Source organism: Shewanella sp. FJAT-52076, assembly GCF_019457455.1.
GTDB classification, from domain to species: Bacteria; Pseudomonadota; Gammaproteobacteria; order Enterobacterales; family Shewanellaceae; genus Shewanella; species Shewanella zhangzhouensis.
Map to the genome: position 1 here is coordinate 2,039,292 of NZ_CP080415.1, position 13,722 is coordinate 2,053,013.

The window sequence follows — 13,722 nt, forward strand, 5'->3', positions numbered from 1 at the left end:
TATAGGTATAGCCACCGTGATCTGTTACACAAAGCCGGGCTAATCTGAAATAAAACAACAGAAATGGCTACACTTTGATGACAAATTGCACGAATTGAAATTAAGGGATATTCATAAACCATTTTTATGCGAACTTGTGACAATACGCAGAAAATCTCATTTTTCGGTATTTGCGGGTTAGGGTAGAGTAATCAACTGCTTCAATATGGCGTTAATTATCAGCAAATGGCCTCACCGGCCGCGGAGAACCCTGGGTGGACGTAACGGTTTATATAAAATTTTTTCTGGGATTGGTGGCCATCATCAACCCCATAGGTCTGCTGCCTGTGTTTGTGAGCCTCACAAGCCATCAGACCGAGGCCGAGCGTAACCACACGGGTAAAATCGCCAACCTGGCGGTTGTGATTATTCTGCTGGTGACCATAGTCGCGGGGCAGCACATCCTCAATATGTTTTCTATCTCGCTGTCAGCGTTTCGCATTGCCGGTGGCACCCTGATTGCCATCATCGCCTTGTCGATGCTCCAGGGTAAGCTGGGTGAGGTGAAGCGTAACCAGGAGGAAGACAGAGAGTCATCCGCGATGGAATCGGTAGCCGTGGTACCACTGGCATTGCCCTTGATGGCAGGCCCGGGCGCTATCAGCTCGGTGATAGTGTTTGCCGCTGAGCACAATAGCCTGATTGATTTGGCTGGTATGTTTGTCACAGTGTTGATTTTTGGCGCGCTCAGCTTTGGCCTGTTTCGCATGGCATCTGCCATCTACCGGGTATTGGGTAAAACCGGCATTAACGTTATCACCCGTCTAATGGGGCTTTTGATGCTTTCTATCGGTATCGAGGTGATGGCGGCAGGCTTCAAGGGATTGTTTCCCAACTTATTAGGTTAATAAATAACCCGATCACCAAAATTAAAATGCTGAAAATTCGGTAGTGAAAAGCCCCGCATCACGTGCGGGGCTTTTTTGTGCTTTGGGTTTAACCTGGCGATATCTGGATGATTAGAAATCCTGACCCAGATCGCTCAGGCCGCCAAGGCGGGGGCTGAAAAGTTGATGGTGCATGCGAATGGCGAATTCGTCTGTCATCCCTGAGATATAGTCGGCAATCACCCGCATGGCATTTTCACCCTTGTCGGCCGTTTCGCGCCAGCGCCCCTGAGTATTGAGTGGCAGCAGCCGCTCTGGATCCGACGCAAAGGCTTCAAACAGTTGCATCACCATTTGCTGCCCCTTGTATTCCAGCATTTGTACTTCGGGTTTTCTTACCACATAACGCCAGACAAACCGCTTAAGTGCGTTGAGGGCCAGGGCGAACTCCTCTTCCAGCACCGCGTTATGTCGAAGCAGCGGCTCATCAAAACGCGCATCTTCCACTATGGTGATGGCGGTGACGAAGCCATTAACCAGGGTGCCAATGGCATCTTTACGAAGATGGTGCTCAGGGGAGAAAAGGTGCTCATCGATGGCGCCGAGTTCACTCTTTATCCAGCTGTCACCGCTCTCTTTAAGCAGCGGCGCAACGCCATCGAGCCACTGCTCCCGGCTGACGATGCCCATTACTATGGCATCTTCCAGATCGTGTACCGCATAGGCGATATCGTCTGCGAGCTCCATAATGGTGGCGTCCAGTGATTTGAAAAGTGTGCGACCGTGTCGACGTCCTTCTGGCGGAGTAAACTGGCAGAACAGCGCACTGTCTGATTGCGACAGGGGCGAAAGCACCCAATTGAGCATATCAGCGTCTTCGCCAAATACTGCTTTTACCGGCGGCCAGTCGGCGGGGCGCAGCTGGCGATAATGGGCGACTTCCACATGGGGCGCGCTGGATTTAAGTTCGGCTGCAAGCTGTGGATACTTTAAAATGCCAAGCAGAGTGCGGCGGCACAGGTTCATGCCAAAGCCGGGGGTGTAGGGCTCAAGCTTGGTGAGGATGCGAAAAGTCTGACCATTGCCTTCAAAGCCCCCATGGTCACGCATCATATAATTGAGCGCGACCTCACCGCCGTGGCCGAAGGGTGGATGGCCGATATCGTGGGCGAGGCACAGGGATTCAATCAGGCTCATGGAGTCAATCAGGGACTCCTTATCAGGATGTTTTCGCTTTAGCTGGGCTGCAATGCCGGTGCCGATTTGCGACACTTCCAACGAGTGGGTGAGGCGGGTGCGGTAAAAGTCGTTCATTCCCACGCCAAGTACCTGGGTTTTGGCCTGCAAGCGCCTGAAGGCGGCGCTGTGCAGCACGCGGGCGCGGTCACGCTGAAATGGACTTCTGTGGTCGTTGCGTCTGTGTTTTTCTTCGCCGTGGCGGCGTTCATGCCATGGATTGTACATCTTGGCTCCTCAGAGCATACGGTTTATCTCGTCCAGATCCAGTTTGAAGCTGGGCACATAACAATCGATAAAATACTTCACCGCCGGATTGGGATTGGCCTGGAGCATGGCTTCCAATCGGCTGCGGGCTGTGTTGAACTCACGGTTACCGGCTTTGAGCTCCTCCAGACACTTAAGATAAGCACACAGGGTGTCGGCGGATTTCACCAGCTGTTTTATCTCATCATCCGCATCATCGGCTATCAGCAGAGGGCGATAGTCGTCTTTAAACTCTTCCGGAACCATCTCGAGCAGCCTTTCCTCGGCAATGGCCTCGATTTTTTTGTACTCAAACTCGATGTCTTTATTGAAGTACTTGACCGGTGTGGGCAAATCGCCCGTCAACACTTCTGAGGCATCGTGAAATATAGCCAGCGTAGCGGCCTTGTAAGCATCCACCTGCATACCAAACTGGCGATTGGCAATGACAGCCAGGCCATGGGCCACCATGGCCACCTGCAACGAGTGCTCTTGCACATTTTCGGAGCGAACATTAAACATGAGTGGCCAGCGCTGAATAAGCTTGAGGCGAGCAAGATGGGCAAAAAGATGACTCATAATAGTTTCCCTGCTGTGCAAACGGTGGCGCGGAGGATGCGCGAAATGAACTGGGATAAGCTCACTTTACAGCAACTTAATGAAGAATGTCACATGAACTAGCGAACTGCATAAACACAGACGCCGACATTGCTGTCGGCGTCTGTTTTCTGTCCGGGGAATATAGATTGTCTTGGTTACTGTCGATAGTTTTCCAAAAACTCTCCAAAGGCGCTGAGCGCCTTTTCCAGATCTTCCTTATGGGGCAAAAATACCACCCGCAGATGATCAGGTTCCGGCCAGTTAAAGGCACTGCCCTGGACCAGCAGAATTTTCTTTTCCTTTAACAAATCCAGCACCAATCGCTCGTCGTCACGCAGATTAAATCGCTTGGGATCTAATTTGGGGAAGGCATACAGGGCACCCTTGGGCTTTTTACAGCTCACCCCGGGGATGGCATTCAGGTACTCATAGCAGGTGTCGCGCTGCACGCTTAACCGGCCGGTGGGCAGAATAAGCTCATTAATACTCTGGTAGCCACCGAGCGCAGTTTGCACCGCATGCTGATTGGGTACGTTGGCACACAGACGCATAGAGGCAAGCATATCCAGGCCTTCGATGTAACTCTTCGCGGCCTTGAGATTGCCAGAAAGCATCATCCAACCGACTCGGAATCCAGCTGCGCGATAGGCTTTGGACAGGCCGTTAAAGGTCACGGTAAGAATGTCATCGGACAAACCGGCGGCCGGTATGTGCACAGCGTCGTCATAGAGGATTTTATCGTAAATCTCATCAGCAAACAGAATAAGGGAATGCTGGCGACAAAGCTCAATGATCTCCAGTAGCAGCTCACGGCTGTATACGGCGCCGGTTGGATTGTTGGGATTGATTATCACAATCGCACGGGTTCGGGGGCTGACTTTTGCTTTGATATCTTCAAGGTCCGGAAACCAGTCTGATTCTTCATCACAGCGATAATGTACGGCCTTGCCACCGGCCAGATTGGCTGCCGCTGTCCAAAGTGGGTAATCGGGGGAGGGGATAAGTACTTCATCGTCACTGTTCAGCAACCCCTGCAGCGCCATCACAATCAACTCTGAAACCCCGTTCCCTATATAAACGTCTTCAATATCAACACCAAAAATGCCTTGGGATTGATAATGCTGCACTATGGCTTTTCGGGCAGAAAACAGCCCCTTGGATTCACAATAGCCCTGGGCGCTGGGGAGATTCAAAATGACATCACGGACGATTTCTTCCGGTGCTTCAAAACCAAAGGGGGCCGGGTTGCCAATATTCAGTTTGAGGATCCTGTGGCCTTCGTCTTCCAGACGACGGGCCTCCTTGTGCACCGGACCACGAATGTCGTAGCAAACGGTGTCTAATTTATTGGACTTAATGATGGGACGCATCCTGTACCTCTGGACCCTGGTCTGTTGGAAAAATATGGCGTGCTCGCCAGAAGCTCACAATAACCAAGTTCAAGACAACATAAAAGAGAACAAACATCAAAAATATAAAATAAATTCAGTAATAAACACTGAAAAAGCCATCTTTAAATTAGCGTGAAAAGAATAACATGCTGCGCCGATCGTGTTTGTAAGTGTTGCATACCTGAGTATAGGTATCGCAGCGCAGACACTGCCAGCGTGTGGCCATTTGGCAGGACTCGGCGGCTGATTGATAAAGTCTTACGCAGAAATCAAAAAAGCCTGCAAAAAATACGCATGTCTATTCGATAATTCAGGGCGAAAATGCGTGGATCTGATCCAATTTAACTTACTGATAATTAATTAATAAAATCCAATAAAAAGTGTGTGGTCAAAAAAGAACCGCTTTGAATGGAATTTCTGGTTGACTGGTCGGACGATGCACATTATTTTCTGCCCGATGTTTTTACCCAGGCACGAACAATAGCGGCAGCTGTAACCTGACCGACTGGCGGTATGCCCATAATAAAGCAGAAAAATCGGTGCCCTGGAGAGAATGAGGTCCTCAGGGTGCCGGCACCCAGAAACTTTTGCCCTCGTTGGGCCCTGATAGAGGACCTGTTTGCATGTCTGAGCCGACAGCGATAAGTCTGATCCCACCCTTTGTGGTGCTGGCGTTGGCCATTTGGCTGCGTCGTCCAATCCTTGCCCTGATCATCGGCGCCGTTGCCGGTTTGCTCCTGCTGGACCCTTCTTCCGTGCTCGGTAACTTTGCCGATGCATCTTTGAAGGTGATGCAGGATGAAACCATTGGCTGGCTTATTCTGGTGTGTGGCAGCTTCGGCGCCCTGATTGCGCTTCTGGTTCGCACCGGCGGTGCTCTCGCATTTGGTCGTAAAGCAATTTTGATGGCAAAAGGCCGCAAGTCTTCACTGTTTATGACCTTTGTGCTGGGTCTGGTGATCTTTATCGACGATTACCTGAATGCGCTTACCGTGGGTGAAACCATGAAGCGTGTGACCGACAAATTTAAAGTATCCCGCGAGATGCTGGCCTACGTTGTTGATTCCACCGCCGCCCCTGTGTGTGTGCTGGTGCCGCTGTCGACCTGGGCAGTGTTCTTCGGAGGCCTTCTGGTAGACAACGGTGTGGCTGCTGACGGTGAAGCCATCAGCGTCTATATGTCGGCCATTCCCTATATGCTGTATGCCTGGCTTGCGGTCATCATGGTGCTTTTGGTTGTGGTAGGTGTGGTGCCTGCCATCGGCCCAATGAAAAAGGCCGAGCTGGCTGCTGCTCAGGGTGAGCCTGCCAAAGCGCAGGTAGACTGGGAAGAAGTGCACACCTCCGACGAATACGCCGTAAAAGCTATCGAAGACGAGTTTGAACACGCCGACCAGCACGGTAAGCTGCATAACTTTTTGGTGCCGCTGGGTCTTCTGGTTGCCTTTACCGTGTATTTCGATATCGATGTCTGGAAGGGCTTGCTTGCCACTCTGGCCGTGACTCTGCCTTACTATGCCGTACAAAAGCTGATGCCAATGTCTGAGATGATGGATCAGATGATTGACGGCTTTAAGAGCATGTTGCCTGCCATTGGTACAGTGGTTGCCGCCTTTATCTTTAAGGATGTGTGCGATCAATTGCTGCTGCCTCAGTACGTGATTGATACCTTGAGTCCTTATATGACAGCCAAGATGCTGCCGGCGATTGTGTTCCTGGCAATGGCGGTGCTGGCGTTTGCAACCGGCTCGAGCTGGGGTATCTTTGCGGTGACCATTCCGATTGTGATGCCACTGGCCAATGCCGTTGGTGCCGATACCGCGCTGGTGATTGGTGCGCTCCTGTCAGCGTCTTCATTCGGTAGCCAGGCGTGCTTCTACTCAGATTCCACCGTGCTGGCCGCTCAGGGCTCAGGCTGTAATCTGGTCAGCCACGCGGTTACTCAGCTTCCCTATGCGCTGATTGCAGCTGCCTTGGCCTTTGTGGGCTTTATCCTGCTGGCCTGATTGCAGCTGCTATCCACATAAAAACACCCGGCTTGCCGGGTGTTTTTTTATGCCTGACTATCTGACTTGATATCCGGCTTGCGGACTGCTGCCACCATACATTGGATGCGTTGTCAGTCGAGTGTCTTGAAGCACTGCAGTAGGCGCTATTAACCTGTTCAGCGGCTTACCAGTCAGCTTTGCAGGATAAGCTCGCTTAAGGGGAGTACACATGAGTAAATGGGAGAGGTATCCGCTTCACCTCGGCGACTGCTGTGCAGGCGCGTTGATGCATAGGGGGTCAGGTGAAGACCCTGGGTTCATCGAGAATGTCCAATAACCTGGATATCAGGCAACAAAAAAGCCAGCACTGGGCTGGCTTTTAACTCATAGAAGGGCGATTAGTTTACGCGCTTCTTGAATTCACCGGTACGGGTGTCGATTTCGATTTTGTCGCCTTCTTTAACGAAGTCAGCAACCATCAGCTCGATATCGCTGCCAACCAGTTTGGCAGGCTTCATTACTTTACCGGAGGTGTCACCACGGGCAGCTGGCTCGGTGTAGCCAACTTCACGGATGATGGTGGTTGGCATTTCAACAGAAATGGCCTTGCCTTCGTAGAAGGTTACCTGACAGGTTTCTTCCATGCCATCAACGATGTACTTTGCAGCGTCGCCTACGTTCTCGGCTTCAACGTCGTACTGGTTGTACTCGGCATCCATGAATACGTACATTGGGTCAGCGAAGTAAGAGTAGGTGCAATCCAGACGCTCCAGAACGATAACGTCCATCTTGTCTTCACCCTTGAAGGTGGTCTCGGTAGAAGAGTCGATTAGCAGGTTTTTCAGCTTCATCTTAACGATGGCAGCGTTACGGCCTGAACGGGTGGTTTCAGTCTTCTGAACAACCCATGGGCTGTCGTTAAACATGATCACGTTACCGGGACGGATTTCATGAGCAGTTTTCATTACTAAATTTCCTATATCTTGGACGTTTAACTTTAAGGCGCTATCTTAACGATTTTTTGACGAATTGCACTAGCCTGGTTGCCAGATCTGTCGTCTTAAGTGCATCGATTGGCCATTGTTTGGCGTGTGCCAACAAAGGCGAAGCGAAAGATTCGATATTTTGCCAGTGCTGCTGCACGGCATCCGCCTGCTGCTGATTGAACGCAAGGTTCAAGTTTTTCCAGCAATCTGCAATCTCAGGAGCCAGATTATCGCAGTAAAGGCGCATAAAAGCTTCTAATTTTACCAGGTGGTAGTCTTCTTCCTGCTGGTAAATGTGCCAAATAAAAGGTCGGCCTGCCCATTGTGCCCGTAAAAAGGAGTCTTCGCCCCGTACGATATTAAAATCGGCGCTCCAAAGCAGGCGATCGTAGCCGGCCTGATCGGTCATTGGCAGTATATGGATGCTTAGAGCGCCGTGACAAAACCGCTCGCCTGGTGTGACATCGGCCGGGGACTTGGGCAGATAAGACGCCAAACTGCTGAGGCTGCGTCCCTTAGGCACCATCAGGTGCACAGGACTGGATGAAGCCGACCAAAGGGCACAGAGGCCCTCAAGTGCCAGGGTTTCATAGCTGAAGAGACTGACGACCTTATCATCCTGTTCGATGCCACTCAGCCCCAGGCTTTTAAAAAGATTGAGCTTGTTGGCACAGTCGGCCTGCCAGGCATCCCTTTCATCAAAGAGTGTCCGTTCGCAGATAAGGCCACCACTGGCGGCAGAAAACCCGGGCATATAAAAGTACTTGTTGATGCCGCCGCCCTGAAAGGAGGGCAATCCATGGCAACCGTCAACCCAGTCTTCTGCGCTCAGGTATTCAAGATTGAGCCAAAGCGGGGGTGTAGGCGCAGATTTAGCTGTGGTCTTGACCGGTTCAGGCAATTCACAGGCAAAGGCTTCAATCAGCACGGTGCCGGGCGTGTAATCGATATTCAGCGGCGTATTCCACTGATTAATAGTGACGCCTTCCAGAGTCTGCGAGCTGAGCTTTGGGTCAAGCGTTGGCAATATATGGGCAAAGCTTTTGAGGTCATCCACCCAAAGCACAATGGGAAGCTGATATTCCAATGCCAGTTGTTTTGACAGACGCCAGGTAACGCCGATATCGCCGTAGTTATCGACGACGGCACAAAAGATGTCCCAGTGGTTGGAATGAGGGCTGGTCATAGAAGCGAGAGACCCGAATTCAATTGGCGCTGAAATGAAAAAGCGGCGTAAACGCCGCCTTTTGCAAAGTTAAAGAAATCAGTCGGCCAACTCGGCCAGGCACATTTCTTCGTAAATCTGTTTTACCCACTGATCAACGCGCTCTTCGGTGAGTTCTGGCTGACGGTCTTCATCGATACCCAGACCCACGAAGTGATCGTCATCCACCAGCGCCTTGGAGGCTTCGAAGTTATAACCGGCAGTAGGCCAGTGACCGACGATAATGCCACCACGGGTTTCGACGATATCGCGTACCATGCCCATGGCATCGAGGAAGTATTCGGCATAATCTTCCTGATCGCCGCAACCGAAAATGGCTACCAGCTTGTCGGTAAAGTCGATTTGCTCAAGCTCAGGGAAAAAGTCGTCCCAATCGCACTGCGCTTCACCGTAGTACCAGGTTGGGATCCCGAACAGCAGCAGGTCAAATTCGGCGATCTGCTCCTTGGTGCTCTTGGCGATGTCTTTGACATCCACCATCTGCTTACCCAGTTTTTTCTGGATCATCTTGGCGACAGCTTCGGTGTTGCCTGTGTCACTGCCGAAAAAAAGACCTACAGTAGCCATTGTCTTTCCTTTAAATATCAGTTGCGTTTACGCGGCATCCACAAAAGTTTGACTCAGTCGTCAAACGATTGCTTAAGTATGCATTCGATTAATTGGCTGCGGCTGATGTTACTGGCCAGCGCCTTTTCGTTCAAGGCGTCGTACAAATCTTGTGACACCTTTAACTCTATCCGCTTGAGGCCCTTTGCCTTATCCCGTTGGATCTGGTTACGCTTGTTAACCCTCAGTTGCGTTTCCCGGGGAAGGGGATTGCTTCTGGGACGTCCACGGCGTTTTTCATCGGCAAAGAGATCGATTGTTGTTCTGTCTGCTGCTTCTTTTGCCATTTTGTCATTAGCCTATACCGGCGCCTTCCCAAGTCATTTGAATAATGCCCTTGGCGATAAAGCCTGCACACCCTAAAAACAGCACCAACCACACAATATAACGGCCAAACTTGGGCACATTGCCCTGTTTCAGCACGTCATGGATTGCCATGCCAATGAAGAAGAATATGGCAGCGAAAAACAGGTTTAATCCCAGGGTTTCTATTTGCTGCATATACTCGGCTAACATCAGCGCTGACTCCGGCGTTGCTTGGCGTAGGGGTAAAACCCGGCCTTGAAAAAGAGGCGCGAATATATCACATCATATTAGCGTCTGCTATAGCCTTTACCCGTGTAACTCAGGGCGTTGGCTGTCCAGAAAATTTTTCACCAGTCGGTTAAAGATGCTGGGCTTCTGTGCGTGTAACCAGTGACCGGCACCCCCAATGGACTTGAGCTGCACCTTGGGAAACTGGGTGAGGATGGCATCTTTATGTTCAGCGGTAACATAGTCTGACTCATCACCGCGAATAAAGAGTGTCGGACCATGGTAAGAGTCATTACTGAACGGCCAACCGATAATGCCGTCATAGGAGGCTATCAGCCCGTCGAGATTCATCCGCCAACTGAAACCAGACTCCGCCCGGCGAAAGCTTTTCAGCAAAAACTGTGCTGTCGCGTCATCCACACCCCTCGCCAGCAGGTGATTCAAGGCCTCTTTCCTGTCGACGCTGCCATCCAGGGGCAGAGAGGTAAGCGCCGCAAACACTCGTTGATGGCGGGGGGCATAAGGCACGGGGGCGATATCGGCTGCAACCACGGAAGCGACTCGTTCAGGATATAGAAGCGCCGTTGCCAACACGATTTTACCGCCCATGGAATGACCAATCAGATGTGCTTTGGTTGCGCCCAGTTCATCCAGTAATGACACCAGACTCTGGGCCAGACTGTGGTAGTCCATCATATCCCAGTGGGGGCTTTGGCCGTGATTGGGCACATCGATGCGAGTAACGCGATAGTCGGTTTCCAGGGTCTGCGCCAGTGTCTTGAGGTTATCCAGATCACCGAAAAGGCCATGAACCAGAATGACATCTTCCCCGGAGCCTTGAGTCTGATAGTTAAGCTGCACTGACATGTAAATCCTGCCTGTTGATTGGGATTAACACTTAAAGGCGGCAATTTTGCCCTCAAGCACGGGCGCAGGCAAGAAAAGTGGCTTGAACCATTGATGTGCGATTAAAAAATGCCCGCTTGTTCGCTCCCTGGCTTGGTAATCATCATCTCGGCCACGGTTTTCATTTTAGAGCGCTTTATCAATCTCTTGGACTGGCTTACACTGGGCTTTCTTCGGCGAAGCGGCATGCCTTGCATGCCTGATAAGACAAAAGGAAAGCATTGGTGATGAAATATATCGAAGTGGACGAAGAGCTCTATCGTTACATAGCCGGCAAGACTGAACGTATCGGTGAGAGTGCGTCGGATATTTTACGGCGTTTGCTGGGACTCTCTGTCGCCGAAGTCTCAGAAGTGGCACCTGTCGATATCAGTGAGCCTGGCATGGAACAAGAGCCCGTGCATGTGCCTGAGGTCGAGCCTGAGCCGGACGTTGCCGCCCAGACCGAGATTGATTTTTCAGACTTGCTCAGTGAAGCGGGTCTGTCAGCGCAAAAAGGCGCCGTAGGCCGTTTTCTTTATGCGCTGGAATGTTTGCACCAGGCCGCACCTTCGCGTTTTGAACAGGTGTTGCAAATTCAGGGACGCGATCGTCTCTACTTTGCCACATCCAAAGAAGCCCTGCTCAAGGCAAGCCAATCGGCCAACCCCAAAGAAATCGGTACAAGCGGTTTTTGGGTAACCACAAACAACAATACCGCTAAAAAACGCACCATACTTGAAGAAGCCCTGGTGCAGTTGGGTTGCGATCCGGTTCGTGCCAAATCCCTGGGTGAGCTGGCGCTCGCCTGAAACGACACCATTAGCCATCCACGATAAGGAATTCAGCCTTGGCCATCCATGACCGCGCAGGCAAGCAAGCACAGCAAGGGGATTTGGTTAATATTCCCAAACTCATGAGCCACTATTATCGACTCTTGCCGGATGCGAGCGATCCCGCTCAGAAGGTGAGTTTCGGTACTTCCGGCCATCGCGGCTGTGCTTTTCATCGAAGTTTTAACGAGCAGCATATTCTTGCCATTGCCCAGGCGGTGGTCGACTGGCGTGCCCAGGCTGACATCACCGGCCCCCTGTATCTCGGCATCGACACCCATGCGTTGTCTCAGGCGGCTTATTTGTCTGTTATTGAAGTGCTGATTGCCAACAAGGTTCAGGTGTTGGCGCAGCGTGATGATGCATACACGCCAACCCCTGTGGTCAGTCAGGCCATTGTGGCCGCTAATCGCCATCAAACGGGTGAAGGCGCAGTGCTCAGTGACGGCATCATTATCACACCGTCACACAACCCACCCCAGGACGGCGGCATCAAGTACAATCCACCCCACGGTGGACCGGCGGAAGGGGATATCACTTCCTGGATTGAAACCCGTGCCAACCACTATCTGGCCCACGGCCTGGATGGTGTTCGCCGGGTCAATTACGGTATCGCTTCGGGTCTTTCGCTGCTCAGCCACGTCGACCTGATTGCGCCCTATGTTGAAAGCCTTGCTGAGGTGATTGACATGGCCGCAATTGCCAAAGCCGGTGTACGTATAGGTGTTGACCCTCTGGGCGGCAGCGGCATCCATTACTGGCGCCCCATCGCAGAGCACTATGGCCTTGATATCACAGTGGTAAATGAAGCAATAGATCCAACCTTCGGTTTTATGCCACTGGATAAAGACGGCAAAATCCGCATGGACTGCTCATCACCCTATGCCATGGCAGGGCTTCTGGTGCACAAGGATAAGTTTGATATCTGCGTGGGTAACGACCCGGATTATGACCGCCACGGTATTGTCTGCCCGGGCTCTGGCCTGATGGATCCGAACCATTATCTGGCGGTGGCTATCGATTATCTGCTGGGCCACAGGCCACAGTGGGCCAAGACCCTGTCGGTGGGTAAAACCCTGGTCTCCAGCGCCTTGATAGACAAGGTCTGCACGGCTCATGGGGTGCCTCTGATGGAAGTGCCCGTGGGCTTTAAGTGGTTTGTTGATGGCCTTGCCGATGGCAGTGTGTGTTTTGGCGGTGAAGAAAGTGCCGGGGCGGCTTTCCTTAAACTGGATGGCAGCACCTGGTGTACCGACAAAGACGGCTTTATTTTGGCGTTGCTGGCGGCTGAGATCCTGGCTGTTACCGGTAAAACGCCGGCTGAGCGCTATGAAGAGCTGGTCGCCGAACATGGCCGCAGCTTCTATAAGCGTATCGACAGCCCGCTTAACCCCAAAATGAAAGCCAAGTTTGGGGCTCTGAATGCTGAAACCCTGGGCGCGAGCTCTGTCGCAGGCGATACAATTACCGCCGTGCTCACCAAGGCACCCGGCAATGGGGCCGCTATTGGTGGCATCAAGGTGTGCACAGATAAAGGCTGGTTCGCCGCGCGTCCGTCCGGTACTGAGCCCTTGTTTAAGCTCTATGCCGAAAGCTTTGTCAGCGACGCGCATCTTGGCGAGCTGATTAGTGACGCCCAGAATTTGCTGGGAACGGCACTCAAGGCCATCAAGCTGTAAAAGACCACCGCTAAGCCATATTAAAAAACGCGCCTTTGGGCGCGTTTTTTGTTGGATAAGTATTCTGTCGTTTGCGGTATCAATACTCGATATGGCAGCTTGGCAGGTTGTTTTTATCCAGATAATTCTGGTGATACTCTTCCGCCACATGGAAGGTTTGCAGCGGTACTATCTCGGTCACTATATGGCGGGTACCCCAGCGACCTGAGCGGGCGAGGGCGAGTTTGGAGGCTTCGGCCTGTTCTTTTTGCACCTTGTCGTGGAAAAAGATGGTACTGCGGTACTGGGTCCCTATGTCGCCACCCTGTTGGTTAAGACTGGTAGGGTTATGGTTTTTCCAAAACACCTGCAGCAAATCGTCAAAGCTTACCTGACTTGGGTCAAATTCCACCTGCACGACTTCGGCATGGCCTGTGATGCCTTTTTTTACCTCTTCATAGCGGGAATATTTGTCGTTACCGCCCATGTAACCGCAGGTGGCGTTGATCACGCCCGGGATCTGCCGGAAAAAATACTCTACACCCCAAAAACAGCCGGCGCCAAAGGTGGCAAATGATGAATTGAATTGTGACATGGAAACCTCAATGGATGTCTGGACGGCTAAATTTTGATGAAATTGGTTCAGAAAAGCAATAGGGTCTTACACC

14 protein-coding genes are annotated in these 13,722 nt (G+C 51.7%); 4 read left to right on the forward strand and 10 right to left on the reverse strand.

The features are described 5' to 3' along the window. The first annotated feature begins 254 nt into the window (after window positions 1–254). The gene (locus tag K0H79_RS08740; protein WP_011759808.1) at window positions 255–887 is read left to right on the forward strand and encodes a YchE family NAAT transporter; all 633 of its coding nucleotides are present in this window, start codon (window positions 255–257) and stop codon (window positions 885–887) included. 111 nt (window positions 888–998) lie between these two features. Here K0H79_RS08740 and K0H79_RS08745 read toward each other — a convergent pair whose 3' ends face one another. The 3 genes from K0H79_RS08745 to K0H79_RS08755 form a co-directional block, all read right to left on the reverse strand. Next, window positions 999–2,330, reverse strand: coding sequence for an anti-phage deoxyguanosine triphosphatase (locus tag K0H79_RS08745; protein WP_220077978.1), 1,332 nt, complete (start codon window positions 2,328–2,330; stop codon window positions 999–1,001). Between the two features lie 9 nt (window positions 2,331–2,339). Beyond that, window positions 2,340–2,927 carry a 5'-deoxynucleotidase gene (gene yfbR / locus K0H79_RS08750; RefSeq protein ID WP_220067666.1) on the reverse strand — a complete coding sequence of 196 codons (588 nt, stop codon included), beginning with the start codon at window positions 2,925–2,927 and terminating at the stop codon, window positions 2,340–2,342. 176 nt (window positions 2,928–3,103) lie between these two features. Beyond that, window positions 3,104–4,318 carry a pyridoxal phosphate-dependent aminotransferase gene (locus tag K0H79_RS08755; RefSeq protein ID WP_220077979.1) on the reverse strand — a complete coding sequence of 405 codons (1,215 nt, stop codon included), beginning with the start codon at window positions 4,316–4,318 and terminating at the stop codon, window positions 3,104–3,106. Window positions 4,319–4,962: 644 nt separating this feature from the next. On the opposite strand from K0H79_RS08755, the gene K0H79_RS08760 reads away from it, so the two are divergent. Next, entirely contained in the window at window positions 4,963–6,345 is a 1,383-nt protein-coding gene (locus tag K0H79_RS08760) for a Na+/H+ antiporter NhaC family protein (protein WP_220067668.1), read from the forward strand. 380 nt (window positions 6,346–6,725) lie between these two features. Here the strand turns inward: K0H79_RS08760 and efp are convergent, their stop codons facing one another. The 6 genes from efp to K0H79_RS08790 form a co-directional block, all read right to left on the reverse strand. Further along, window positions 6,726–7,292: an elongation factor P gene (gene efp, locus K0H79_RS08765; RefSeq protein ID WP_203326952.1), complete on the reverse strand. Its 567-nt coding sequence runs from the start codon at window positions 7,290–7,292 to the stop codon at window positions 6,726–6,728. Between the two features lie 40 nt (window positions 7,293–7,332). Next, window positions 7,333–8,499: an elongation factor P maturation arginine rhamnosyltransferase EarP gene (gene earP, locus K0H79_RS08770; protein WP_220077980.1), complete on the reverse strand. Its 1,167-nt coding sequence runs from the start codon at window positions 8,497–8,499 to the stop codon at window positions 7,333–7,335. A 78-nt stretch (window positions 8,500–8,577) separates the two neighbouring features. Beyond that, complete coding sequence (gene fldA, locus K0H79_RS08775) at window positions 8,578–9,105, reverse strand: flavodoxin FldA (RefSeq protein WP_203326954.1); 528 nt, start codon at window positions 9,103–9,105, stop codon at window positions 8,578–8,580. 53 nt (window positions 9,106–9,158) lie between these two features. Further along, a complete protein-coding gene (gene ybfE / locus K0H79_RS08780; RefSeq protein WP_011759816.1) occupies window positions 9,159–9,431 on the reverse strand; it encodes a LexA regulated protein in 273 nt (90 codons plus the stop codon). A 7-nt stretch (window positions 9,432–9,438) separates the two neighbouring features. Next, window positions 9,439–9,660 carry a DUF2788 domain-containing protein gene (locus K0H79_RS08785; RefSeq protein WP_011759817.1) on the reverse strand — a complete coding sequence of 74 codons (222 nt, stop codon included), beginning with the start codon at window positions 9,658–9,660 and terminating at the stop codon, window positions 9,439–9,441. 96 nt (window positions 9,661–9,756) lie between these two features. After that, window positions 9,757–10,545, reverse strand: a complete 789-nt coding sequence (locus tag K0H79_RS08790) for an alpha/beta fold hydrolase (protein WP_220077981.1) — start codon at window positions 10,543–10,545, stop codon at window positions 9,757–9,759. A 266-nt stretch (window positions 10,546–10,811) separates the two neighbouring features. Between K0H79_RS08790 and seqA the strand changes: the two genes are divergently transcribed. Continuing rightward, on the forward strand, window positions 10,812–11,375 hold the full coding sequence (gene seqA, locus K0H79_RS08795; protein WP_220067867.1) for a replication initiation negative regulator SeqA: 564 nt from the start codon (window positions 10,812–10,814) through the stop codon (window positions 11,373–11,375). Window positions 11,376–11,413: 38 nt separating this feature from the next. Further along, entirely contained in the window at window positions 11,414–13,075 is a 1,662-nt protein-coding gene (gene pgm / locus K0H79_RS08800) for a phosphoglucomutase (alpha-D-glucose-1,6-bisphosphate-dependent) (protein ID WP_220077982.1), read from the forward strand. Window positions 13,076–13,154: 79 nt separating this feature from the next. Here pgm and msrA read toward each other — a convergent pair whose 3' ends face one another. Next, window positions 13,155–13,649, reverse strand: a complete 495-nt coding sequence (gene msrA / locus K0H79_RS08805; protein WP_220077983.1) for a peptide-methionine (S)-S-oxide reductase MsrA — start codon at window positions 13,647–13,649, stop codon at window positions 13,155–13,157. Between the last annotated feature and the right edge of the window lie 73 nt (window positions 13,650–13,722).

What these genes read in the sequence shown, in the direction of transcription:
- K0H79_RS08745 (WP_220077978.1), bottom strand. Translation starts at nt 2,330, where the DNA reads ATGTACAATCCATGGCATGAACGCCGCCACGGCGAAGAAAAACACAGA.
- yfbR (WP_220067666.1), bottom strand. Translation starts at nt 2,927, where the DNA reads ATGAGTCATCTTTTTGCCCATCTTGCTCGCCTCAAGCTTATTCAGCGC.
- K0H79_RS08755 (WP_220077979.1), bottom strand. Translation starts at nt 4,318, where the DNA reads ATGCGTCCCATCATTAAGTCCAATAAATTAGACACCGTTTGCTACGAC.
- K0H79_RS08760 (WP_220067668.1), top strand. Translation starts at nt 4,963, where the DNA reads ATGTCTGAGCCGACAGCGATAAGTCTGATCCCACCCTTTGTGGTGCTG.
- efp (WP_203326952.1), bottom strand. Translation starts at nt 7,292, where the DNA reads ATGAAAACTGCTCATGAAATCCGTCCCGGTAACGTGATCATGTTTAAC.
- earP (WP_220077980.1), bottom strand. Translation starts at nt 8,499, where the DNA reads ATGACCAGCCCTCATTCCAACCACTGGGACATCTTTTGTGCCGTCGTC.
- fldA (WP_203326954.1), bottom strand. Translation starts at nt 9,105, where the DNA reads ATGGCTACTGTAGGTCTTTTTTTCGGCAGTGACACAGGCAACACCGAA.
- ybfE (WP_011759816.1), bottom strand. Translation starts at nt 9,431, where the DNA reads ATGGCAAAAGAAGCAGCAGACAGAACAACAATCGATCTCTTTGCCGAT.
- K0H79_RS08785 (WP_011759817.1), bottom strand. Translation starts at nt 9,660, where the DNA reads ATGTTAGCCGAGTATATGCAGCAAATAGAAACCCTGGGATTAAACCTG.
- K0H79_RS08790 (WP_220077981.1), bottom strand. Translation starts at nt 10,545, where the DNA reads ATGTCAGTGCAGCTTAACTATCAGACTCAAGGCTCCGGGGAAGATGTC.
- seqA (WP_220067867.1), top strand. Translation starts at nt 10,812, where the DNA reads ATGAAATATATCGAAGTGGACGAAGAGCTCTATCGTTACATAGCCGGC.
- msrA (WP_220077983.1), bottom strand. Translation starts at nt 13,649, where the DNA reads ATGTCACAATTCAATTCATCATTTGCCACCTTTGGCGCCGGCTGTTTT.